General features: G+C 36.5%; 18 protein-coding genes and 1 other RNA gene. 3 read left to right on the forward strand and 16 right to left on the reverse strand.

Annotation, left to right across the window (positions count from 1 at the left end; genetic code table 11):
- Window positions 1-17 precede the first annotated feature (17 nt).
- The 5 genes from ACFOWA_RS07815 to ACFOWA_RS07835 form a co-directional block, all read right to left on the reverse strand.
- Window positions 18-1,145: a SusE domain-containing protein gene (locus ACFOWA_RS07815; RefSeq protein ID WP_378983663.1), complete on the reverse strand. Its 1,128-nt coding sequence runs from the start codon at window positions 1,143-1,145 to the stop codon at window positions 18-20.
- Window positions 1,146-1,158: 13 nt separating this feature from the next.
- Window positions 1,159-2,781, reverse strand: coding sequence for a RagB/SusD family nutrient uptake outer membrane protein (locus ACFOWA_RS07820; RefSeq protein WP_378983665.1), 1,623 nt, complete (start codon window positions 2,779-2,781; stop codon window positions 1,159-1,161).
- 23 nt (window positions 2,782-2,804) lie between these two features.
- A complete protein-coding gene (locus tag ACFOWA_RS07825; protein ID WP_378983666.1) occupies window positions 2,805-5,957 on the reverse strand; it encodes a SusC/RagA family TonB-linked outer membrane protein in 3,153 nt (1,050 codons plus the stop codon).
- Window positions 5,958-6,033: 76 nt separating this feature from the next.
- Window positions 6,034-7,455 carry a sugar porter family MFS transporter gene (locus tag ACFOWA_RS07830; protein ID WP_378983669.1) on the reverse strand — a complete coding sequence of 474 codons (1,422 nt, stop codon included), beginning with the start codon at window positions 7,453-7,455 and terminating at the stop codon, window positions 6,034-6,036.
- Between the two features lie 5 nt (window positions 7,456-7,460).
- Window positions 7,461-9,236 (reverse strand): class I mannose-6-phosphate isomerase, encoded by a 1,776-nt coding sequence (locus ACFOWA_RS07835; protein ID WP_378983671.1) that lies wholly within the window; start codon window positions 9,234-9,236, stop codon window positions 7,461-7,463.
- 427 nt (window positions 9,237-9,663) lie between these two features.
- Here ACFOWA_RS07835 and ACFOWA_RS07840 point away from each other — a divergent pair, with 427 nt between their 5' ends.
- Window positions 9,664-10,398 (forward strand): GntR family transcriptional regulator, encoded by a 735-nt coding sequence (locus tag ACFOWA_RS07840; RefSeq protein ID WP_378983674.1) that lies wholly within the window; start codon window positions 9,664-9,666, stop codon window positions 10,396-10,398.
- 117 nt (window positions 10,399-10,515) lie between these two features.
- Here the strand turns inward: ACFOWA_RS07840 and ACFOWA_RS07845 are convergent, their stop codons facing one another.
- Complete coding sequence (locus ACFOWA_RS07845; RefSeq protein WP_378983677.1) at window positions 10,516-11,259, reverse strand: SDR family oxidoreductase; 744 nt, start codon at window positions 11,257-11,259, stop codon at window positions 10,516-10,518.
- Window positions 11,260-11,362: 103 nt separating this feature from the next.
- Here ACFOWA_RS07845 and ACFOWA_RS07850 point away from each other — a divergent pair, with 103 nt between their 5' ends.
- On the forward strand, window positions 11,363-11,713 hold the full coding sequence (locus ACFOWA_RS07850) for a winged helix-turn-helix transcriptional regulator (protein ID WP_378983679.1): 351 nt from the start codon (window positions 11,363-11,365) through the stop codon (window positions 11,711-11,713).
- 125 nt (window positions 11,714-11,838) lie between these two features.
- Here ACFOWA_RS07850 and ACFOWA_RS07855 read toward each other — a convergent pair whose 3' ends face one another.
- The 7 genes from ACFOWA_RS07855 to ACFOWA_RS07885 form a co-directional block, all read right to left on the reverse strand.
- Window positions 11,839-12,681 (reverse strand): metallophosphoesterase family protein, encoded by an 843-nt coding sequence (locus ACFOWA_RS07855; RefSeq protein ID WP_378983682.1) that lies wholly within the window; start codon window positions 12,679-12,681, stop codon window positions 11,839-11,841.
- A 92-nt stretch (window positions 12,682-12,773) separates the two neighbouring features.
- Window positions 12,774-13,181, reverse strand: a complete 408-nt coding sequence (locus ACFOWA_RS07860; RefSeq protein ID WP_378983684.1) for a hypothetical protein — start codon at window positions 13,179-13,181, stop codon at window positions 12,774-12,776.
- A gap of 223 nt (window positions 13,182-13,404) precedes the next feature.
- Complete coding sequence (locus tag ACFOWA_RS07865; protein WP_378983686.1) at window positions 13,405-14,022, reverse strand: KUP/HAK/KT family potassium transporter; 618 nt, start codon at window positions 14,020-14,022, stop codon at window positions 13,405-13,407.
- A 27-nt stretch (window positions 14,023-14,049) separates the two neighbouring features.
- Window positions 14,050-15,354: a KUP/HAK/KT family potassium transporter gene (locus ACFOWA_RS07870; protein WP_378983688.1), complete on the reverse strand. Its 1,305-nt coding sequence runs from the start codon at window positions 15,352-15,354 to the stop codon at window positions 14,050-14,052.
- A 450-nt stretch (window positions 15,355-15,804) separates the two neighbouring features.
- Window positions 15,805-16,701 carry an NmrA family NAD(P)-binding protein gene (locus ACFOWA_RS07875; RefSeq protein WP_378983691.1) on the reverse strand — a complete coding sequence of 299 codons (897 nt, stop codon included), beginning with the start codon at window positions 16,699-16,701 and terminating at the stop codon, window positions 15,805-15,807.
- A 41-nt stretch (window positions 16,702-16,742) separates the two neighbouring features.
- Window positions 16,743-17,681: an alpha/beta fold hydrolase gene (locus tag ACFOWA_RS07880; protein WP_378983693.1), complete on the reverse strand. Its 939-nt coding sequence runs from the start codon at window positions 17,679-17,681 to the stop codon at window positions 16,743-16,745.
- A 74-nt stretch (window positions 17,682-17,755) separates the two neighbouring features.
- Entirely contained in the window at window positions 17,756-18,319 is a 564-nt protein-coding gene (locus ACFOWA_RS07885) for a Crp/Fnr family transcriptional regulator (protein ID WP_378983695.1), read from the reverse strand.
- A gap of 299 nt (window positions 18,320-18,618) precedes the next feature.
- Here ACFOWA_RS07885 and ACFOWA_RS07890 point away from each other — a divergent pair, with 299 nt between their 5' ends.
- On the forward strand, window positions 18,619-19,113 hold the full coding sequence (locus ACFOWA_RS07890) for a protease (RefSeq protein WP_378983697.1): 495 nt from the start codon (window positions 18,619-18,621) through the stop codon (window positions 19,111-19,113).
- A 174-nt stretch (window positions 19,114-19,287) separates the two neighbouring features.
- Here the strand turns inward: ACFOWA_RS07890 and ssrA are convergent.
- The 3 genes from ssrA to ACFOWA_RS07905 all read right to left on the reverse strand — a co-directional run bounded on the left by ssrA (window position 19,288) and on the right by ACFOWA_RS07905 (window position 21,487).
- Window positions 19,288-19,653: a transfer-messenger RNA gene (gene ssrA / locus ACFOWA_RS07895) on the reverse strand.
- Window positions 19,654-19,736: 83 nt separating this feature from the next.
- Window positions 19,737-20,690 carry a hypothetical protein gene (locus ACFOWA_RS07900; protein ID WP_378983699.1) on the reverse strand — a complete coding sequence of 318 codons (954 nt, stop codon included), beginning with the start codon at window positions 20,688-20,690 and terminating at the stop codon, window positions 19,737-19,739.
- Window positions 20,691-20,713: 23 nt separating this feature from the next.
- Window positions 20,714-21,487, reverse strand: coding sequence for an NIPSNAP family protein (locus tag ACFOWA_RS07905; protein WP_378983701.1), 774 nt, complete (start codon window positions 21,485-21,487; stop codon window positions 20,714-20,716).
- Between the last annotated feature and the right edge of the window lie 2 nt (window positions 21,488-21,489).

The raw sequence follows: 21,489 nt of genomic DNA on the forward strand, positions 1-21,489 counted from the left end.
TGGTGTTATCATATAAACTATTGTGTGGTCACTGTATGAGTATAGGGTCCTGAGGAATTAAGATTTGCCAGCACTTTAACATTTTTGTTATCAGCTGATGGATTGAATTTATAAGTATTATTCCATTGATCGTTGGTAACTGGATTTAAGTAAAAGTAAGAAGCACCCTGCCCAACCGGACTTACATTATTTACATTACTGCTTCCTAAATAACGGATACCTGATGAAGTGTGCATGGCGAATTTATAACGCTCATCTCTACCCCATGAAAATTGAAAAAACACAACCGGAATGTTTCCAGATTGCCATGTTCCGTTTGAGGTGTAATTTAATTGACCTATTTCGTTACCATAAGCCGACATGTACAAACCCAAACTTTGTACTTCAACAGCGTCGACTACCGTAGCCACATTAAAATCGTACTTTAAATAATATACTTTGCTACTACCTGCAACCGTAACAGCCGAAGTTCCTTCCTTTACCAATGAACCTTCGGTAAAGAATTTTCTGCCGCCTGATGTAGTTTTATCAACGAGTTGATAAGAACCGGGTTTCAGTGTTGTGTAAACCTCGAATATACCTTCTTCTAATTTTTTCATTTTGATGGCCTTAGATAGGTCATCACCTGTTTCTGTGGCAGATCCGGTAATGTACAGCTCGGTCGGTACTTCAGCAAAACCTGCTGGTCTTTCCAGTTGTAAAATTCTACTTTCCTGCCCTGCTTTTCTGTTGCTTGCTTTAGAGGCAATCACCGTCCATTTAATATTACCGGTACTTGATGAATTAATACCGCACAATGCAGCAATTTTAGTTAAGTCTTTATGCGAAATGGTTACTTGCGGTTGTACTCCTGCTCCATCAGATACTACCCTGTACATGGGTTTAGAAAAATCACCACTTTCTTTATCAAAGGCAACCTCATATAGTATAAGTCCACCATCTTCAGCGCTTGCTGCCGTCCATTTAAATTGTTGCGTAGCCAACAAATTAGCAGGTGTAAGTTTAATGCTTTGCGAATTTTGAGGAATGCTTAAGCTACCTGTTGAATTTATACTTTCGTTTAAATCTCTGTCATCCTTTTTGCAAGATGCAAGCGCAATAACGAATAATGTCATTAAAACAAATGTTGTTTTTAGATTTTTCATATCGATTAATATTTTAGTAACCTGGATTTTGAGTCAAGTTTTTATTCAGACTAGTTTCACTAGAAGGTATGGCCCACAAATAATCTCTCTGCGGATTGAATTTGCGTTGTTGCGTACGGATGTATCCATTGTCGATGTTTTGGTCGGCAGCAAATTTCGCTCCGTGGGCAAAACCATTCATGGTAACTTCGGCAAGTTTCCATCTTCTTAAATCATCTACCCTTAAACCTTCCATAGCCATTTCAGCCCGACGTTCCCTACGGATAATGTTGGTTAAATCTCCACCTGGAAAATTTAAAGCAGCAGCATCTGTAAAACCTGCTCTTGAGCGAAGCGCTCCTATAGTTTTAGCCCAGATTGCCGCGTCCATTTGCCCTAAGCTGTTTTTAGCTTCTGCGTAGGTAAGCAATACTTCGGCATATCTAAATAAATGTAAGTTGTTACCTGATACAAAACTTGATAATGCACTTGGATCAAAATATTTCCTCCAGTAATACCCTGTGGCAGATGCGCTTTGTGAGCCCGGAGAATACTCATCAAGTCCTGGCTGAACAGGATCTGTTCCTGGTTTAATGTAAATTGTTTTTGTGGTATTGTTTGCATTAACCCACAAATACCGATCATATACTACCGTTGCAGTTAATCTTGGATCGCGGTTGATGTAAGGATTACTTTCCACATAGCCAGAACCTACTTCCTTGATGCCTCTTCCATTAAGCATAACGTAATCATCAACCAATTCCTGCGTTGGGGCCATATTGCTAACTCTTCCACCTACCGTTCTTGGTGCAAAGTCCCAAAAGTTTTGCCACGTTCTAATGGTGGGTACATATTGTAGCGATAAAATGCTTTCGTTATTTGTTTTGTTGGTTGCCGGATCGCTAAATAATGCACTATAACTAGGCGCAAGTGAATAGCTTCCATAGGTTTGCTGATTATTTATCAGCTTTTCACAAACTGCGATTACCTCTGCAGTTTTATTTCCTTCATACAATAACGTTCTCATTTGTAAGGCAAGTGCAGCTCCTTTGGTAATCCTGCCATTTTCACTGGCCGGAAGTTGATCTTTACTAGGAAGATCTGGTATAGCACTTTCTAATTGACTTACAATAAAAGCGTTAACTGCAGCTTTTGAGCTTCGAGGTATAACTTGCGCTTCTTCAGGTGTCAAGTCATGATCTGGAAGTGGCACATCTCCATACCATTTGGTTAGATTAAACAATGCAAACGCCCTCATAAATTGATTTTCAGCTTTCATTCTTGCGATGGTAGCTGCAGGAAGGGTTTTATTTTGATCTACATTCTGAAGAAAAATGTTTACAGATTTAATGGTCCGGTAATAACTCGCCCAATCGCCCTGGAATTTACCTGTAAGCGATGTAGCGTTACCACTGGCAATCAGATTTAGATCTCCTGATGGAGAATAGGCATTATCTGATAAAGCCTCCGGTTCAAAGTAAAGCGAACTATTATAAAGCAAGCTGTAATTATTGTTTAAGGCATTATTAACATTTACATCAACTGTCCAGAATGTTAAATCTGAGAACCGGTCTGTCGGTGCTATATCAAGTTTTTTACAGCCTCCAAGTGCTAAGACTGCAATGGCTGTTAAAAAGATTTTATGTAGGTATTTCATGTTGTTAATTCTAACTGTTATCATTAAAAAGTTATGTCTAATCCGGCCCCATAGAAAATGGGTAGCGGATATGCACGGGCACTATTCGAACCAGAACCCAGGCTCACATTATTTCCAAACTCAGAGGTTTCAGGGTCTATAAATTTCAATTTGCTTAATGTGAATAAATTTTGACCTATCAACGAAATTCTAAAACGTTCCATTCCAAATTTCTTTGAAACGCCTTGAGGTAATGTGTAGCCAATGTTTACATTTTTTAAGCGGGCGTAAGCTGCATCATACTTATACAAATCTGAACCGGTACGCCAGTTATTGGTATTTGAAGGTGAACCGATGTTAGCAAATATCGGATAGCGAGCATCCGGGTTACTTGGAGTCCAATAGTCAGTCATGTGTTCATAAACCGTTGCACCATAACCGTAGTGAAAAGGCTCTACCAATTCGCCACGCAGGAATGTTTCGCGTTTACCTACCCCCTGAATAAATAGCTGCAAATCGAATCCTTTAACAGCAAGCCTGTAAGTAAAGCCGAAAGTATATCTTGGAAATGGATTACCTAACGTAGTTTTATCATTGGCATCAATAATTCCATCATTGTTTAAATCTTTGAATTTAACATCACCTGGCACTACTGGGTTTCCGGCTATTTTCGGCGAAGCATTTATATCTGCCTGATTTTGAAAAAAACCATTTGTTTCGTAGCCATAATATTGAGTGATTGGTTCACCAATTCTTCTTAGCAATTGAAATACATCCTGATTGATGATTTGCTCAGTGGCACCTCCTGATAATTGCAGTAATTTATTTTGATTATCAGCAACATTTACGCTAAAACTCTGCGTTACATTTTCTCCTCGCAAATTATAAGTTAAAGAAGCCTCCCAGCCTTTGCTTCTTACTTTTGCCACGTTAAAATCTGGTGTAGCTGCGCCAAAAATCGCTGGAATATCTTGTCTAGGTTGTAAAATGTCTCTGGTTACTTTATTAAAATAATCGAAAGATGCCGTTAAACGATTCTCAAAGAAGCTTGCATCTATCCCAATATTCAATGCGGATGCTTTTTCCCAGGTTAAATCTCTATTTGAAAGCAGTGTACCTGCACCACCAACGGGTACATTGTTAAATCCGTAGGCACTGGCATAGTTAAAGTAAGTGGTTTGATACTGGAAGTTCCCAACATTTTGGTTTCCTAAAACACCATAAGTTGCACGAAGTTTCAAATTGCTTACGATGTTTTTAATGGGTTGCATAAACGATTCTTGCGAAATTATCCAACCTGCACTAACCGACGGAAAGAAGCTACCGCGGTTTCCTTTGGCAAATTTAGAGGAAGCATCATACCTTGCTGTTGCTTCAAACAAATATTTATCTTTAAAAGTATAATTTAAGCGTCCGAATAAAGAAAGCAAACTATTAGAATTAATAGCCAAGCTATTGCTAGAATTTATAGGATCTACTAAAGTTCCGGTTGTAGGTGTACCAAGCAGCTGGTCGGTTAATGTTTTTTGCAATTGAAAACCACGTTGAGAGAAGTTTTCACTAGAAGCTCCAACCTGGATTTTAAAATCATGTGCATCTATTTTTTTGCCATATTCTGCATATATCTTTGTATTAAATAGTTGCGATTTACTGTTGCCGTCTAAAACTGAGCGGTCATCTCCATATACACCAGATGGCAGGTAATTTACCTGAGTACGGCGGAAAAATGTTCCATTATTCTGCAATGTTCCTCCAAATTCACCAGTAATTTTTAAATCGTTGGTTATGTTAAACTGACCATTGAAGGCTCCAAAAATTTCATCGTTGTCGGCTTGATTAAAACCACCCTTTTCTAAAACGCCATATTCATTGTATTGTGAGGCAATGGGATTGGTTAAATAATTTCCATTTTCATCTTGCCAGCTGTAATTTAAAGGAACTCGGTTGGCATCAGCAAAAATATTATTATCGCCAACACTATTGGTTTTATTGCGTGTTTTGGTGTAAAGGAGAATGAAATTGGTTTTAAACTTTCCAATCACATTGCTTTGGTTTAAACGAAAATTGTATTTCTGGTAGCCAAAATCTGGTCCCTCGCCACCGTTTCCAATAAAATTACTTTCCTGATCCTGGTAACCCGCTGAAACATAAAATGAGCTTTTTTCACCTCCACCAACAATACTGAAGTTATGAGATTGTTGTGGTGCTTTACGTAAAAGATGTTCAATGTCCCAGGTACCATTTCCCTGATCTTTAAGTTGTTGAATTTGGTCTGGCGTAAAAGCAGGACTAAGACCAGAATTTACTAAAGATTCATTTTTGTAGTAAGCATTTTCCCATGCCGGAACCTTTTTTACCAGTACGTTAGCATCCTGAATACCATAACTGCCATTGTAGGAAACCGCTGTTTTCTGATTTAACTTGCCCCCTTTTGTAGTAACTAAAATAACGCCATTTGCTGCCCTTGAACCATAAATGGCTGCTGAACCGGCATCTTTTAGAACCGTTACACTTGCAATGTCATTAGGATTCAGGGTATTTAAGTTTCCACCAACTATTCCATCTATAACTACAAGAGGCGTATTATCACCTAATGTACCAACACCACGAATATTCACCGTAACATTGCTTCCAGGATTTAATGAACTTTGCTGAATGATTAAATTTGGTGATTCACCCTGTAACGCCTGATAAACATTTAAAACAGGTTTGTTTTCTATATTTTTAGCATCAATTGTATTAATTGCACCAGTTACCGAAACCTTTTTTTGCACTCCATAACCAACTACAACTACATCCTCTAAAGAGTTGTTTGCATCGGTTCTAAGTTGAACGTTTATTGTGGTACGACCGCCAATTGAAATTTCCTGACTCACATAACCTAAATAAGAATAAGTTAAAGTGCTTGTAGCCATATTATCAGGTACCGAAATGGTATAAAGACCATTATTATCTGTTACTGCACCAATATTAGTGCCCTTTATTTGCACACTTACGCCAGGCATCCCAATTCCCTTTTCATCGGAAACCTTTCCTTTTATGGTAACATTGATTGATTTAAAGTTGTTTATTGTTGCCGATTTGGTGAAGGCCAATAGAGGATTGGGTAAAAATGGAATCAAAAGGATTGCCATTAATACAAATTGCCAATGGGGCAATCGTTTTGTTTTTTCAAGTAGGTAAAGTTTAAGTCTCATAACGTTAGGGTTGAATTAAGATGCGTTTTTGTGCATCAGGAATATTGGGTTAGATATTTTTGGGGTGATGTATATATTATTTCATTTCTTTGGTATACGTGCTTTGCCAGTGTGCATCAATTTCTTCGAGTGATCGACCCTTGGTTTCGGGTATAAGTTTCCATGTAAGGTATAATGCGGGAGAGCAACAAATGGCAAAAGTCCAGAAAGTCCATGCTGAGCCAAGCCCTTCCAACATTAAAGGAGTGAGTTGGCCGACGAAAAAATTCCCTATCCAAAGCGTAAGTGTTGCTAATGACATTGCTTTACCTCTAATGCCATTGGGAAATATTTCTCCAATTACCACCCAACACACCGGACCAAAGGAGAATGCAAAACAAGCAATGAAGGCCAGGATGAAAATCAAAATCCAGGGACCGGATATTACACCAAGCTGAAAAAGAACACCAATAATTACCAGCGAAAGCACAGCACCTCCAATACCAATATAAAGCAGCGGTTTCCTACCCCATCTATCAACTGTAAAAATGGCTACAAATGTGAATATTACATTAATAAGTCCTATGGTAACCTGTCCACCCAAGGCATTGTTAAGCGTAAAACCTGCTTGCTCTAAAATTCTGGGGCCGTAATAAATAACTGCATTTATACCACAAACCTGCGAGAGAAAAGGCAGCAACAAGCCTATCCAAAGGGCCTTACGGTAAACTGGTTTAAAAAGTGTTTTAAGTGAGCCGTCTGCTTCGCTTTCATTTTGTGATAGGAAAGCTTCTACTTCTTTTTTTGCAGCCTGTTCTCCATCGATTTTAATCAATATTCTGGTGGCCAAATCTGTTCTTCCTTTTGATAAAAGCCATCTCGGTGATTCTGGAACCAAAAACAAGCACAATAAAAAAATTAATGCCGGAACGCCGCCCAAACCGAGCATTGCCCGCCAAACTTCTTGAGAAAAAATACGATCCGATTGGATGCCTGAAAAGTTATCTCCTGCATGGTTTGCAAGGTATGCATTGCTAAAATATGCAGTTACAATTCCTATCGTTAATGCAAGCTGGTAAAGCGAAACCATGGTACCACGAAGCCTCGATGGTGAAAATTCTGATATATAAAGCGGAGAAACCATTGAAGCAACACCAATTCCTATACCACCGATTAACCTGAAAACAATTAAAACCGTAAAAGAATTTGCATACATACAACCTAGGGCAGAAATTAGAAAAAGAAATGCAGAGAGAATCAGTACTATTTTTCGGCCGTAAGCATCACTCAATTTACCTGAAACGCTTACACCAATAATGCAACCCAACAGCGCACAGCTTACAAACCAACCTTCACTCACTGCATCCAGACCAAAATCTCCTTTTACCAAACTAATTGTCCCTGAAATAACTGCGGTATCAAAGCCAAACAGAAAACCACCCAAAGCTGCTACCAGGCAAACCAGATATAAGTACATTTTGCTACTATTCATAGTGATATTTTTTTCTATGCTACTCATACCTATTATTTTAAGAATGCTTTGATAACTTTTGCTCGCTCAACACCTTGATTAATTATCTTATAACTTGATGCTGCCGCAGGAATAACGAATGTCTCTGCGAAAGGAAAAGTCATTGTTGTTCCATCAGCCGACTCTACCGTTATAGCTGTTCCTTCAACAAGCATCAATACATGACAAACATTATTTGTTTCAACCATAACCTCTTTGTCAAACTCTAACCGATGTACATCGTAGAAGTGTTCTTGATGTGTAGGCAAATGATAGCAAATAATGTCTTTGTCTTCAAAAAACACCGCTGCTTTTGATATCAATTCTTCTTGAACTCTGTCGCCTTTTCTACTAAAATCCAGATTTTTGAAAGCATGTTCGATATTTATCGGACGGGGTTTTCCATTTAAGTCCAACCTCACCCAATCATACATTTTAAAGGTAAAGATGTAAGGCGTGGCACTAATTTCAAGCACCAGGTTTTCTGCTCCGGCACTGTGAACGGTACCGTTTGGAATTAAAAATAAATCGTGTTTCTTAGCGTGGTGTACCTGAACAAATTTTTCAATATCAATTTCCTCATTATTGTTATTGCTGTTTTCCAAAGATTCTCTGAATTCAGCAGCATTGATATTTTCTTGAAAACCAAGATATACTGTGGCATCCTCTTTACAATCTAAAATGTAGTAGGTTTCATCTTGGGTGATGGTTTCACCAAATTCATTTTGAATGTATGCTAAGTTTGGATGGCATTGGATGGAAAGATTTCCACCATCGAAGGTATCCAAAAAATCGAATCGTATCGGAAATTCATCTTGGAACTGCGCTGCATGTTTTCCCAGAACCTTTTTATTGTTAGTAAACATCAGCGCATCAAAAGAAACTTCCAGCAGCAAGCCATCGCTTTCGAATACTATCCCATTTTCTGGTACAATAAGTTCAAAAGACCATGCATAGTTTACTTCGTTTCTATCAAGCTGAGGCATATGTTCTTTCATCCATTGCCCACCCCAAGCGCCTGGAGCAAACCACGGACGAGCCCTAAAAATGGATGTAGATATTTTGCCTAAACCTCCACGAATATCATTTCCATATGCCCAATTGATATCTTCATCCCATTGTGCATCTAGGAAAACATCAATTTTATTTAAAAGCGCCTTTTTATGCTTATTAAGCACTACCCAATCTGCAAAATAAAAACGTTTGTACATTTCCATTTGCCCTTCAGGCTGATTTTTTCCTAGATTGCTTATCGAACCAGCACTCATTCTGTGCTGAAGTTCATTTTTTGGAAGATCTACATAAATAAGAGATGCATTCCAGTTCGATAACGATGCACCGCAACCAATAATTATATTAACATCAGCAGATGGATTTTCTTCAATCTCGGCAAAAGCAGAAGCGTCAAAATAATCAGCAAGCGTTAATGTCGTTTTCTTACCCCAAACCGAATCTTCTGACCCAAGAAAAGGCATTATTAATTCATCTAGTTGCTTTTCACTTTTAAAAAAGGATGCAGAATCAATAATATTAATATGCAGATCACGGGCAGTTAGTTCTTCACGAAGTGCATTGATTAACTGAGCCCAATAAACCCCCACATAGCCATCTATAACCACATTTTTTTGTTCAGCGATGTAATCACATAGTGATGAATAGCCACTAAACACTTTATTATCACCTAGCGGGTGGTAAGGATAAATGTCGTAACCCGCTGGTTTATGTATGTTGCTAATGCGAGCAGGCATAATCTCCTGTTCGGTTTTTCTCATTGGTTCTTCTATCGACATAAAAACTAAGAATGGATGTTTATTATTTTAGTAATTAAATTATCTATTTGTATATACATATTATGTGATTCATTCTGCATTTCAATTTTTATAATAAATATCTATGTAATGCTAAACTTTGACAAAGGTTATTTCCAACTAAAAAAACCATTATAATTGATACTATAAATGCTTGTATAATAACTTATAGGAATAATTTGGCAGTTGCTCATAATAAAAACGGAATGACAATATTTTGGTTAGAACATACATTTGTTAGTATGTATATACAAATGTATTATTTATAAATTAATCTCAAAATTATTTTATGATTTTTTCGGTAATATTTTTAAAAAACCCGTATAAATATCATGGCAGCACTAGGTATTTAAGTATTCTATAAAGACATTCCTGTATCCACTATTTTTTTTTTATAATTGCGGTGATTATGAAACTTAAAATCGATCATAAAAGTCAAGTTCCTTTACACATACAGGCAGAAGAATTGCTCAGAAGGCTCATAGAATCTCCTGAATATACTGAAGGTAAACTCTTGCCGAATGAAATTGAGCTTTCAAAAATCCTAAGTATATCTAGAACTACGCTCAGACAGTCTATAAATAAGTTGGTTTATGATGGTTTGCTAACCCGTAAAAAAGGCGTAGGTACCAGAGTGGTGGAATCAAAATCTTTAAGTTCAAAATCAAAAAACTGGATGAGTTTCTCGCAAGAAATGAGTGCAAGAGGAATTCCTATCAAAAATTTTGAACTTCACGTTAGTTGGATACTTCCTGATAAAAAGATAGCCAGCTTTTTTGGAATTAAAGAAGGTAAAAAAGTATTAAAGCTAGTTCGATTGAGAGGCCGACCAGAAGGGCCGTTTGTATATTTTGAATCTTACTTTCACCCATTGGTTGGACTTACAGGAGAAGAAGATTATAAGGCTCCATTGTACGAAATGCTGGAGAAAGCACATGGAATTATTGCAATGGTGTCTAAAGAAGAAATCAGTGCGCTTTCGGCAGATGAATTTATCGCAGAAAAACTTGAAACGCCAGTTGGCGCCCCGATACTTTTCCGTAAGCGATTTGTATTTGATATAAATGAAAAGCCGATAGAATATAATCTGGGATATTACAAAGCTGATAGTTTTGTATATACGGTAGAAAGTCGTAGAGAATAATTTTTTATGATAATGATAAATTCTTTGCACAGTCGGTTGGTACAAAGTGTAATTGATGATAGAAGAAGTACAATTGAGATTTCTTCTATCATCAGATGATTTGAAAAATGGAATTATCTATTTTAATGCATAGTTAAGGTAACCACCATCCGCAACAAGTTCTGTTCCTGTAATAAAACTCGCAGCATCGGATGAAAGAAACAATACTGCTTTTGCAATTTCATCTGGATTGCCCAGTCTTTGTAGCGCTGTTGCCGCTGCTAAAAACGCCTTCGCATCTGCAGGAACTGCATTTTCCAAACCTGGTGTTTGTACTGGTCCTGGACTTATAATGTTTACCCGAATTTTTCTACCCGCCAACTCATTTGCAGCAATTTGTGCAATTTTATTTAATGCTCCTTTTGTAGCAGAATAAATACTAGAGCCTAGGTTTGCAGCTGTTGCTACTGTAGAGGAAGTAAATGTTATCGCTGCACCTTCTGCTAAATGAGGTAGCAACTTTTGCATGGTAAAAAAATGTCCTTTTACATTTGTATTAAATTGCGCATCGAAATTTGCCTCGCTAACTTTTTCAATAGGCTCGAAATTTGCAATTCCAGCATTCAAGAAAAGTACATCAATTTTATTCCCACTCAAAGCAATCGTTTTCTCGAGTATTGCAATTTCCTCAATTTTTGAAGTATCACATACCAGTGTCATCAATTTTTGGCTGTTTATTTCTTCAGCTGCTTTTTGTAGATTATTTTCACTTCTACCCGTTATCCAAACCGTGGCACCACTATTTATAAATGCTTTTGCTGTCGCCAGTCCAATTCCGGTAGTTCCACCGGTAATAACGACGTTTTTATTTGTAAAATCCATGATTAAATATTAATTGTTTAAGCTGCAAAGCTATTAGAAATCAATTTATTTTGGTTACTTTGTAACTAAAAGTAACAGTAACCTTTGAGTAACCAAGTAACTTATGGATGAAAATCATTGCCGGTTAGGGCACAAAAAAGAGATTATGGCCGTGCATGACGCTATGGATGTGCTGAGCGGGAAATGGAAAATATCTATAATTTCATCCATTTGCTACTATAATAAAAGAAGGTTTTCTGATATCCTGAATGATGTTGATGGGATATCGAATAAAATGCTAAGTAAGGAATTAAAGGAGCTTGAGGTTAATAAATTAATAAACCGTACGGTTCTAAATACGCAGCCAATATCTGTTCAATATCAATTATCAGAATATGGTATGTCACTAAAAACCATCATCACAAACCTAACCGATTGGGGATTAGCACATAGAAAAGTAATTACCGGAAAATAATTTATAAGATTCTTGTATGTAAGAACAAAGTAAATATCAATATGCTGATGGAGATAGTTATAACTTTATTTTTGAATCTTCAATTTTCCAAAGCTATAAAAGCACCAAGCTTCTAAACGATACTTTTACAATTGCGTAGCGTTTAATTCTGGTGTTCTACTGGCGTTAACTTGTCTTGTATAAATTTTTTCTTCGTTATCTACCTCTACAATTCGAAATCCTTTGTATGTAGTACCCCAATTTCCACCAATATGCGAATCGAAAAAATGTGGTAACTTCCCAGTATAAAAAACAGCGTCCAAACTATGATCATGACCATGAAAAACAGCTTTCACATTGGTATAACTGTGAAGTAAAGAAAGGGTATCGGGAGATTCTACAAACGGATTCTGTGGTACCCAGATATGCGGTGGAATATGAAGAATTACAAATACCGTTTTAAGATTTGCAAACTTATCGAGTTCTTTTTTCAAGAAATTATTATCCGGACTTAAGTATTTGCCTTCTGCATTAGAAGTATTTGCTAAAACAAATCCTACTCCATTTTTCTCAAAAGCAAAATTATCTTCGTACCCAAAAACAGACATCCAATGTGCAGTATCAGCATGATCATGATTTCCGGGTATTGCATAAAAGGGAACCTTAAGCTTGTCATAATATTTATCTTTTACCTCTTTTAATAATTCTGGCCTATCATGAACCAAATCCCCATTAATGATAACAAAATCAAAAGCCGTTTTATCATGAGCCTCGTTGATCCATTTTATCATATTTTCATGATCCTTTTCATAATCTGTTCCTGCCTGTCCATAGTGCCCATCAGAAGCTATAGCAAATCTGAGTTTGAATTTTGCACTTAATTGCAGCTCATCATTTAAAATTATTTGCTCAGCAGCATTTGCTGATATTCCGGCCATTAATAAACTTGATAGGCTACCCTTTATGAAATTTCTTCTTGATGATGACATGTTGATTTTAATTATAGTTATTGTGCTGCAGTTATGTACATACTATCCAATTATTTAAATAAAATTAAGCATTTCTATATATGTAAATAATCTCAATTAGGCTGATTTTGAATCTGATAGGTGTAAATTTTAGGTACCTCATTGTTTACTGATCTCAATATAAGTCTTTCTTTAGATATCCCATTTGTTCTTTTGATGATGAAATTTATAAGAAAAACTTTAGAAAGCATGGCACCATTACTGGTGGCTTTAGTCTGGCAATTGCTTACGGAGATACCGCTTATTGTACCCAGGCTTTTCTCGTTTTGCTTGTAATACTTAAAAAGAATAGGTACTCCGATTTTTTTTATAAAATTCTTTGCGAAATAAGGAACAGTAGCACGATAATCTTTTTTCTGAAGACTATCATAAAACCTGGCCGAAATGGTTTGCCCTAGTATTTTATCTTGGTTATCATTAAGTTTAGTTGTACTAACCTGACACCCAAACAGGAAAACCATAACTACAACAAAGCATTTTAAACAAAAAACATTCTTATAAACCATCATTCTTATCTGAAAAACCAAACTTTATAATTATTGGATTTGCAATAAATCTACTAACTACACTATTTAAAACACAGTAAAAGAGGAAAGCTTAACTTAAAAATAACCTAATTGAAATCCACGGATGGGATTATAGTAAATGTAATTTAGTTTGGCAGCATTTAAATCCATGTTATAATTATATCCTTTCTAATTTGAGCGGTTTTCGATCTTTAAACACGAGCGGATATTTTTCGATGATAACATTACTTTGATCAAGACCATAGTTAACGTCATCACTTACTCCAATGCCTTTCAAGTTATAGTAACTGCGAATCAACAATGCCTTCCAGAAAGGCAGTTCATTATCAAATGACAGGTATGAATTAATAATTATAAACTTATAATCACCAATATGATTTGCCGCGTATTTCATAATCATAGTACGTTCTAGTTCAAGTTCGCCGCTTTTTAGTAATTCAGCTGCAATCAACCTAAAAAATAAGTCAACCCTTGGATAAACCCGGAAACCAAGCCTAAGGTTTACATGATATACATTGTTAACCGACAAAGTTGTAACGCTATACTGTAATAAATGAGGCTCATCGGCAATTTCCACATGGTAAAACCAGTACACATCAGCCTTTTTAATCGGGTTGGAGAATATCGAAAGGAGCGTTTTTTCTTCGATTTCGGTAGCATTTTTTGATGCCGTGAGGTAAATCAGATGAGTTGCAAAATTGCTCACTTCTACTTGATGGCTCAATTCGACCAGCCGTTGCAAGTGGCGGGGCTTAAAATCGAGGTACTTTATCATTAAACTTTGTTGCAACCTGCCGCTGCGCTATATTAACATGATTCCAGATATCAAGCCCCCAACGACTAGCATTATCCAGCCACCTTCTTTTATTTTTTGCAAATTGGCTATGAGGAAAGAAAACTCTACAGAAAGAAAGACTATCGTTACAGATGCCACTATAATTAATGGCTTTCGCCTGGTTCGAAGCCATAGTGCCACCAGCCCGGTGGTTGTTAACATGGTTAGCGTTACGGATAGCCCAAATGCTGCTTCCATGTTCTTGGATTCTTTAAAATACAGTACCATACCAATACAAGCCGCCATTAATGCCCAGTTGAAGAAAGGAATATAAATCTGGCCCCTAACTGTACCCGGAAAAATAATTCGGTGTCTTGGCCAAAAGCCTAAATGAATGGCTTCGTTAGCAAGCGTAAAGCAGCCACTGATTAATGCCTGGCTGGCAATGATGGTTGCTAGAGTAGCCAAGATTACCGAGGGAAGATAAATTGCCTGCGGTACGATGTTATAAAAAGGGCTAAGATCGTTGGCTTTACCTGAGTTTATTAGCCAAGCTGTTTGACCTGCGTAACAGAGAATGAGTGATATTTTGATATAGATCCAACTAACACGAATATTATTTCTCCCAACATGACCCATATCACTGTACATTGCTTCGGCGCCGGTGGTACACAAAAAAACACCACCTAATAGCCAAAAGCCTTTCGGATAGTGAACCAGCAAATCAAATGCATATATCGGGTTAATGGCCCGTAAAACGCCGGGTTCTTTGCTTACTGCCAACAAACCTATAACCCCTATAAAAGTGAACCAAACCAACATTACCGGTCCGAAGAACCTGCCAATCTGCTGCGTTCCGAATTGTTGAATGAGGAAAAGCGCTATAATAATTGCAATAACAATAGGCACCGTTGGTAAATTTGGATAAATGGCCAACATGCCTTCTACAGCAGAAGCCACTGAAATTGGCGGTGTAATTATCCCATCTGCCACCAGAAAAGAGCCTCCAATAATAGCCATTACGATTAGCCACTTTCCATAATACCGCTTGATGAGTGCAAAGAGTGAAAAGATGCCTCCTTCGCCTTTGTTATCTGCCTGCAAAGTGATGAGTACATATTTGATGGTAGTTTGTAGGGTAAGCGTCCAAATTACGCAACTTAGTACACCTAGCGCTTTTTCTGGAACAATAACTTCACCAGAATGAAAAATTGCATTATAGGTATAAAGCGGAGATGTACCAATATCACCGAATACAATACCGGCAGCAATTAAAACGCCTGCGGCCTTTACTCTTTGATGAAACGATTGCTGATCATTTATTGCATCCATATGCAAGTTTAATAAAAAAATCGCAGGCAATAATGGTCTTCATTTTGATAATCATTAGCTAAATTAACTAGCAAATGATTTAACGATGGCACCAAAAATTATCATAACCATAAACGTAAAAATTAATAGGTGAATGGGTGTAAGTTTCATCCGGTAACAAGAAATTTTTTTCAGATGATTCACATTTTGCAGCTTTTTTCCAGCGGTCTGGATATTAATCTCGTTGAACATATACAATTAGTTTATAAGCTGTAAGCAATGAACATACCATCATCGACAAAAACATACAAAAATCTGATTATCAAATAAATAGATTGCAAATGATTATATTTTAACAAAAATAACCATACCGAAATGATAGGTTATTTTTTCATTTTGAAAGGCTAAGATTGTCTGTAACAAAGCACAAGCTTACATGATGAATTGTTATAAATTAGTTTCTAGTTGTTATCATTTTACAAATGATTTTATGTATTCCAAGCTGGTCGTCCAATCAAGGTCTTTATAACGTAAATTATCTAATCGGGCGTGTTGCGTTGAAAACATAGAATACATGTACTGTGCTTGCTGCCATTTGGCATATAGTTCATTCTCACCCGCTGGATGGTCAGCTCGTTGCTTTTTTATAAACTGTGCAAAATCTTCAAGGTTGGAAAGTTGCTGCATTCTAAATTCCTGCCCGGTTGCTGTATTCACATCAGTCCATATCATATTAGGGCTAATCTGGAAACTTGCAATCTGTAGATCCCTTGGTGCATTTTGATCTAATGCTACGTCAGCTGTAAAAGCAGCCGTATCCTCCATAGTTGTGAAATCGAGCTTCCAGTCTGCTTTTTCACCCCAATATCCAATACTTTTATCCTTTAAATTTAAAATCGGTGTATTGTACTTCAATATATCTGCAAATGCCCCATTAAAGATAGAAGATGCTTTTATAGCCGTTCCATCTAGGTAAGTTTTAAATTGCCTGCGCAAATCAAAATTTCTGTTTTCGCCAGGAACCAGGGCATTGTAATTTGTACAAAAATCTGATGGAATGAATCTCGGGACTCCAGCTTTCAAAGCCCCATCCAGCACACTTTTCTGTAAATCTAAAACAACATCTCCTAGACCGGCAAGTGCAGAAATCACACAATCCACGCCCAAACAAGCAGCCTCTACTTCATCGATATTGCTTAGATTTATTTCGATAACCTCTACTCCCATTTTTGTTAAGGTTTCTTTCTTCTCAAGACTAGTGGTAGCTCTAACTATTGCCTTCACGTCAGCATCTCTTTTTATTAATTCTTTACAAATTTTATTTCCTAAGTTGCCTGTTGCCCCGGCTACCAAAATTATTCTTTTCATTTTATGTCTTTTTTTAAATGATTTACGTTAGTTTTTTTTCTTTATGCTCCTAAAAATTTAAGCACAGCTGCCAGCACTTCCCTGGGCTTTTCCTCAAACATGTAATGTCCACTATCAAGGATGCCTATTACCTCAACATTTTTAGCGACATAAGGTAAACCCATTTTCATGTAATTGTAGCTCACATAACTCGCCAAACCCAGTACAGGCATATTTAGCTGCTGATAGATTTTCGCATCTTCAATATCTTGAGCAAAACTTTGATACCAGGCGTTAGACGCCCTAATGCTTTCTGCGTTATTGTAAGCCCAAGCGTAAACTGCTCTATCGAACGAACTCATTTTCTCTGCATCTATCATCACATACTCAAAAAGCCAGTCAATTAAATATTGAAAACGACCTTCTAATATTTTTTCAGGCAATCCCTTTACCTGATTAAATCCCATCCACCAGGCATAAGGCATATTTGCGTCCATCTTTTTTGAAAAAGTACCCGCGGCTGGCATTAAAGGCATCTGCATCATGCCTTCGCTTGGATGGGAGCCATCTGCAACAATGAGATTCTGCGTAAATTCTGGATGGTTAAAAGCGAAACTCATGGCTACCATTCCACCAATATCATGACCCATGATATTTACTTTGCTAAGGTTAAGTTGCTTTATCAATTCCAAAACATCTGATGCCATTGTTTTTTTATCAAAGCCAGTAATGGGTTTTTCCGAACTTCCCATTCCTCTGATATCTACAATAATTACCCGGTATGATTTGGCCAGCTCAACCGCAACAGGGTGATAAGAATACCAAGTTTGCGGCCAGCCTGGCAAGCATATAAGCGGCATGCCAATTCCACCATCTACATAATGAAGCTTTATTCCATTTACGCTGGCGTAGTGATTGGTAAAACCGGGGAAATTTTTAATTAATTCTTCATCGGAATACGGATTGATAAGCGAATTATTTACATCATTTATTTGAGTCATGTTCTGTATATTTTATAACACAAAGGTAGCGGGCTAATGATTGCACAAAACTACCATGTGGTAGAAAATACGGTCTAACGAACATTCTTCCTAATCCTACTTAGTGCATTTGGTGTTATACCAAGAACGGCAGCTAACTGCTTGATAGGGATTTTTTGCACAAACTCAGGATTATTCATTAATTCAAGGTAGTGCTGCTCTGCAGAAAGTGTTTGAAAGTTTAAAATCTGATCAATCATCCTCACCGACATTGCTTCCCAAATTTTCCTTCCAAACTCTTCCCAACTGGCGATGTGCCCATATAAAAAATCCATGTCTCGCTTCTCAATAACCACTAATTCGGTATCTTCAATGGCTTCTATATTAAATCTGGTTGGTTTTTGGGGGTTGAGACTAGAAATTTCTGTAAAAAATTCGTTTTTGAATGTTACCCATGTTGTATTTTCCTGACCATTAAGCTCATAAAAAAAACGTACACCACCAGATGTAATAAAAAAATATTGATTAGCAATTTGCCCCTTCCTTAAAATTAGCTTTCCTTTAGCTATTTTCTTTATTGTACACCTTGAGAGTATCATCTGCAAATCAGAGTCATCTATTAATACAATAGATTTTATGAATATTATAAATTTCTCCATTTTTAAAAATTTGCTTTTGATATAAACCTTGATCCTTGCAAATCTAGCCATCAAAGATTGATATCACTAGTAAAAATAAACTTCTACATTAAATTCGATTTTTTAAATTTAATAGTATTTTTCGCCTAACCACTAATGAAGTACATACCTTTCATAAAATTATCTTCAGTCCGTTCTTTTGCGCAAAAGCTGATATCTGTTTATAATCAAAAAAAATAAACATCTGAAAATCTAGCAGTTAAAATTTAGTTGTAGCATATTGATATCCTATATCGTTTTCTTGCTAAAACAATTGATGCATGTTTAAATTAAAAATTATTATCCCGGTCCTGCTAATCGCTATTGTAGGTTGTAGCCAAAAAGTCCATAATTCAGGAATTGGAAATATATCTAAAAAACCTGGGGATTCCCTTTTTGTAACCCTTGCTATGAAGAATCTTATACAAGCTGGCGAGAAGATTAATTTAAGGTTTGTAGTTCATAATAACAACTCAATGGGGAAATCTTTCTGCAAATGGCACACGCCATTTGAACCGCTGATGAGCAATTATCTGGATATAAAAGATGAAAATGGAAAAGAAGCTGTTTATAAAGGTCCGGTGGCAAAACGCATCATGCCACCCATTTCTGATAATTATTTGTTTGTAAATCCGAAGGACACATTGGTTAGTATCATAGATCTTTCAAAAGGTTATCAGTTCGAGGCTGGCAAGAAATACACAATTTCTTACAACTCCAGTATAATAAGTGGAATAAAGTCTTCTAATACAGCATCGTTTATAATGCAACAATAAATCAAAATTAAAATATCCATTGAAAATTCTAAAAACCTTGGATAACGAAGCGTTAGGAATAGATACGTACTTTTTACTTTTTGCCCCAAATGACACTAAATCACAAAACAAAAACCCTGCAAATCGATGATTTGCAGGGTTTTTGTTTTTTTTGGTGAATTTTGCTATTGATTCTAGTGGAGCCGAAGGGAGTCGAACCCTTGTCCAGTTGTGAGATAAATTATACCTTCTACATGCTTATTTTTCAATTGATTTTCGGGAAATAAACGGGCTGAAAACCGACCTTATTTAAATCCTTAGATACTTTATCTCACCTTAAGTCGCATCTCCTCAAGGCCAGCTTTGTTGTTTCGATGCCCCGGTTTCTAACCCAACAATGCAGCAGTTAGAGGGACAAAAGCTAGCTAGTTCTAAACTAGGCAGCTAAGGCGTAAGTATTTTCGCCAACTAAAATGTGAACGTTCACTTTAAGTGCTCTCCGTACAACGCACTGCATGCTAACATAACCTTCGCCACCCTGTCAAATCCAAGAACGGCCCCAATTATATCCTGTAAAATTATTTTTCGTTAAACAGGATTGCAAATGTACAAAAAATACAAGCATGTTTGCTAATTAAATACAATTAAGCATTGATGGATTGTATAATGAAAAAGGCGTTTAGTAAAATATAAATGCCCAGCAAAATCATAGCAAAGCGCTTATCAAATTTGCTTGCCTCATCCACCTTACCTTTCTTTATCATCCTTAAAGAAATTGCTGTAGAAATTATCACGATTAAAATGAATACCAAGGTAATACCGTGTAAAGTATCTACAAGCGTAAACGTTATCGTATCGGGTAAAGAACCATCGATAATATACTTATTACCAATTACTGCAAATAAAGAGCCTACACTTAATCCAAATCTCGAGTCGATGCTATCAGCATGTATGTAAAAGCACATAAACGAAATCAGGAATGCAACATACATCCCTAAAAACATTTTACAAAACAGGCCAAAAGCATCTCTGCTAATGCCAATTCTTATTTTATAATTGCTGTATTCTGTATGTGGCACTGTAATACTTTCATCGCCAAAAGCAGTTTCATATTTCTTTATACCTGCCGATGTTATCAAGCTATCGATATTCCAGCCACGTAGTGTAAATCTGGGGTCGTATTGTTTGCCCAAAGTATCAGGAATAAATATTAACGATTTTGAATCGTATTGCGAATTTTCTATAGAAAGCCTTAAAATTTGATGATCGAAAGGAAAATTATCTATGGCCCACGAATCTTTCATAACACACTGCAACTTCATCAGCATATAAATCTGGTTGCCTGTAGTATCAATAGTAGAAAAAGATTTTGTTACTTCCTTAGCCTGAGGAATTTCAAGGTTGTTCAAAAAATCGAAATCTTTATTTTTATATTTTAACCACAGCCAGAAATTTACACTATACTCTTTATCCTTAAAATTAATATCGTGTATGCTGGTTACATAAATGCCGGTTTTAACCGTATCGGGTATATCCTTTCGGCAAAAAGCCGAAAGCCAGAAACAGTTCAATAATATAAATATGGGGATGAATTTCATGGCTTTTTGTTAAACAAATCTAACTACAAGTCAGAATAATCTGTAGGATAAATAAAAAGCGTTACATTTTTTGAAACATTATTTTGGTACTGCGGTAAGCCACTTATCTTTTTGTATTCAGGACCAAAATCTACCCAATGTTTATCTCTATCAACCTTATTATTAAATGTAGTTAAATACATTAAATTCGGCATTTTGCTGCCAGATATTACTTGACCATAAAAAACAGCATTAAAATTCAGCTTGGTAAAAATGGCAATTTCAGAATCGTTGAACATTTCCATTTTATTAATTGCCAAATTTTCTGTAGCCGATTCGTAGCTTCTTAATTCGTAAACCCTTTCACTTTTTGGCGTGGTTAATTTTGGAACTGCAAATTCAGGCATTGCAGAAAAAGCTTTCATTAAAATAGATTCTACCCTATTAAACGGAGCGGCATTAAATGCTGCATTTAAGTATTTGGCTCCTTCTGCCAAGTATTGTTTATCTTTTGCCAACGTTTCATTCAATTTTAAAAATCCATCTATCTTTTTAAATGGAATAAATACGTAAACCAATTGCTCTAGCGTATCTTTTGCAATCGGTTTAAAAACGCCAACACTATTTATTCCGGCTCGGTGAAGTGCAGGGATAAATGCATCTTTTAAATAAGCATCAACCATTGCCTCTTGGGCTGGGGTTTTTAGATGATAAATTTTTAGTTGATAGTAATATTGATTTTTAGCTGCAAATACAGATGTGCTTGCTGTAATAAGAACTACTGTAAAAACAAGTAGTCGGGTTAGGGTAGATTTCAAAA

It is taken from the genome of Pedobacter lithocola (assembly GCF_042650845.1).
Classification (GTDB): Bacteria; Bacteroidota; Bacteroidia; order Sphingobacteriales; family Sphingobacteriaceae; genus Pedobacter; species Pedobacter lithocola.

Bases quoted from the DNA above. Each gene is read 5' to 3' on its own strand.
- ACFOWA_RS07815 (WP_378983663.1), bottom strand. From the start codon at position 1,145: ATGAAAAATCTAAAAACAACATTTGTTTTAATGACATTATTCGTTATT.
- ACFOWA_RS07820 (WP_378983665.1), bottom strand. From the start codon at position 2,781: ATGAAATACCTACATAAAATCTTTTTAACAGCCATTGCAGTCTTAGCA.
- ACFOWA_RS07825 (WP_378983666.1), bottom strand. From the start codon at position 5,957: ATGAGACTTAAACTTTACCTACTTGAAAAAACAAAACGATTGCCCCAT.
- ACFOWA_RS07830 (WP_378983669.1), bottom strand. From the start codon at position 7,455: ATGAGTAGCATAGAAAAAAATATCACTATGAATAGTAGCAAAATGTAC.
- ACFOWA_RS07835 (WP_378983671.1), bottom strand. From the start codon at position 9,236: ATGTCGATAGAAGAACCAATGAGAAAAACCGAACAGGAGATTATGCCT.
- ACFOWA_RS07840 (WP_378983674.1), top strand. From the start codon at position 9,664: ATGAAACTTAAAATCGATCATAAAAGTCAAGTTCCTTTACACATACAG.
- ACFOWA_RS07845 (WP_378983677.1), bottom strand. From the start codon at position 11,259: ATGGATTTTACAAATAAAAACGTCGTTATTACCGGTGGAACTACCGGA.
- ACFOWA_RS07850 (WP_378983679.1), top strand. From the start codon at position 11,363: ATGGATGAAAATCATTGCCGGTTAGGGCACAAAAAAGAGATTATGGCC.
- ACFOWA_RS07855 (WP_378983682.1), bottom strand. From the start codon at position 12,681: ATGTCATCATCAAGAAGAAATTTCATAAAGGGTAGCCTATCAAGTTTA.
- ACFOWA_RS07860 (WP_378983684.1), bottom strand. From the start codon at position 13,181: ATGGTTTTCCTGTTTGGGTGTCAGGTTAGTACAACTAAACTTAATGAT.
- ACFOWA_RS07865 (WP_378983686.1), bottom strand. From the start codon at position 14,022: ATGATAAAGTACCTCGATTTTAAGCCCCGCCACTTGCAACGGCTGGTC.
- ACFOWA_RS07870 (WP_378983688.1), bottom strand. From the start codon at position 15,354: ATGGATGCAATAAATGATCAGCAATCGTTTCATCAAAGAGTAAAGGCC.
- ACFOWA_RS07875 (WP_378983691.1), bottom strand. From the start codon at position 16,701: ATGAAAAGAATAATTTTGGTAGCCGGGGCAACAGGCAACTTAGGAAAT.
- ACFOWA_RS07880 (WP_378983693.1), bottom strand. From the start codon at position 17,681: ATGACTCAAATAAATGATGTAAATAATTCGCTTATCAATCCGTATTCC.
- ACFOWA_RS07885 (WP_378983695.1), bottom strand. From the start codon at position 18,319: ATGGAGAAATTTATAATATTCATAAAATCTATTGTATTAATAGATGAC.
- ACFOWA_RS07890 (WP_378983697.1), top strand. From the start codon at position 18,619: ATGTTTAAATTAAAAATTATTATCCCGGTCCTGCTAATCGCTATTGTA.
- ACFOWA_RS07900 (WP_378983699.1), bottom strand. From the start codon at position 20,690: ATGAAATTCATCCCCATATTTATATTATTGAACTGTTTCTGGCTTTCG.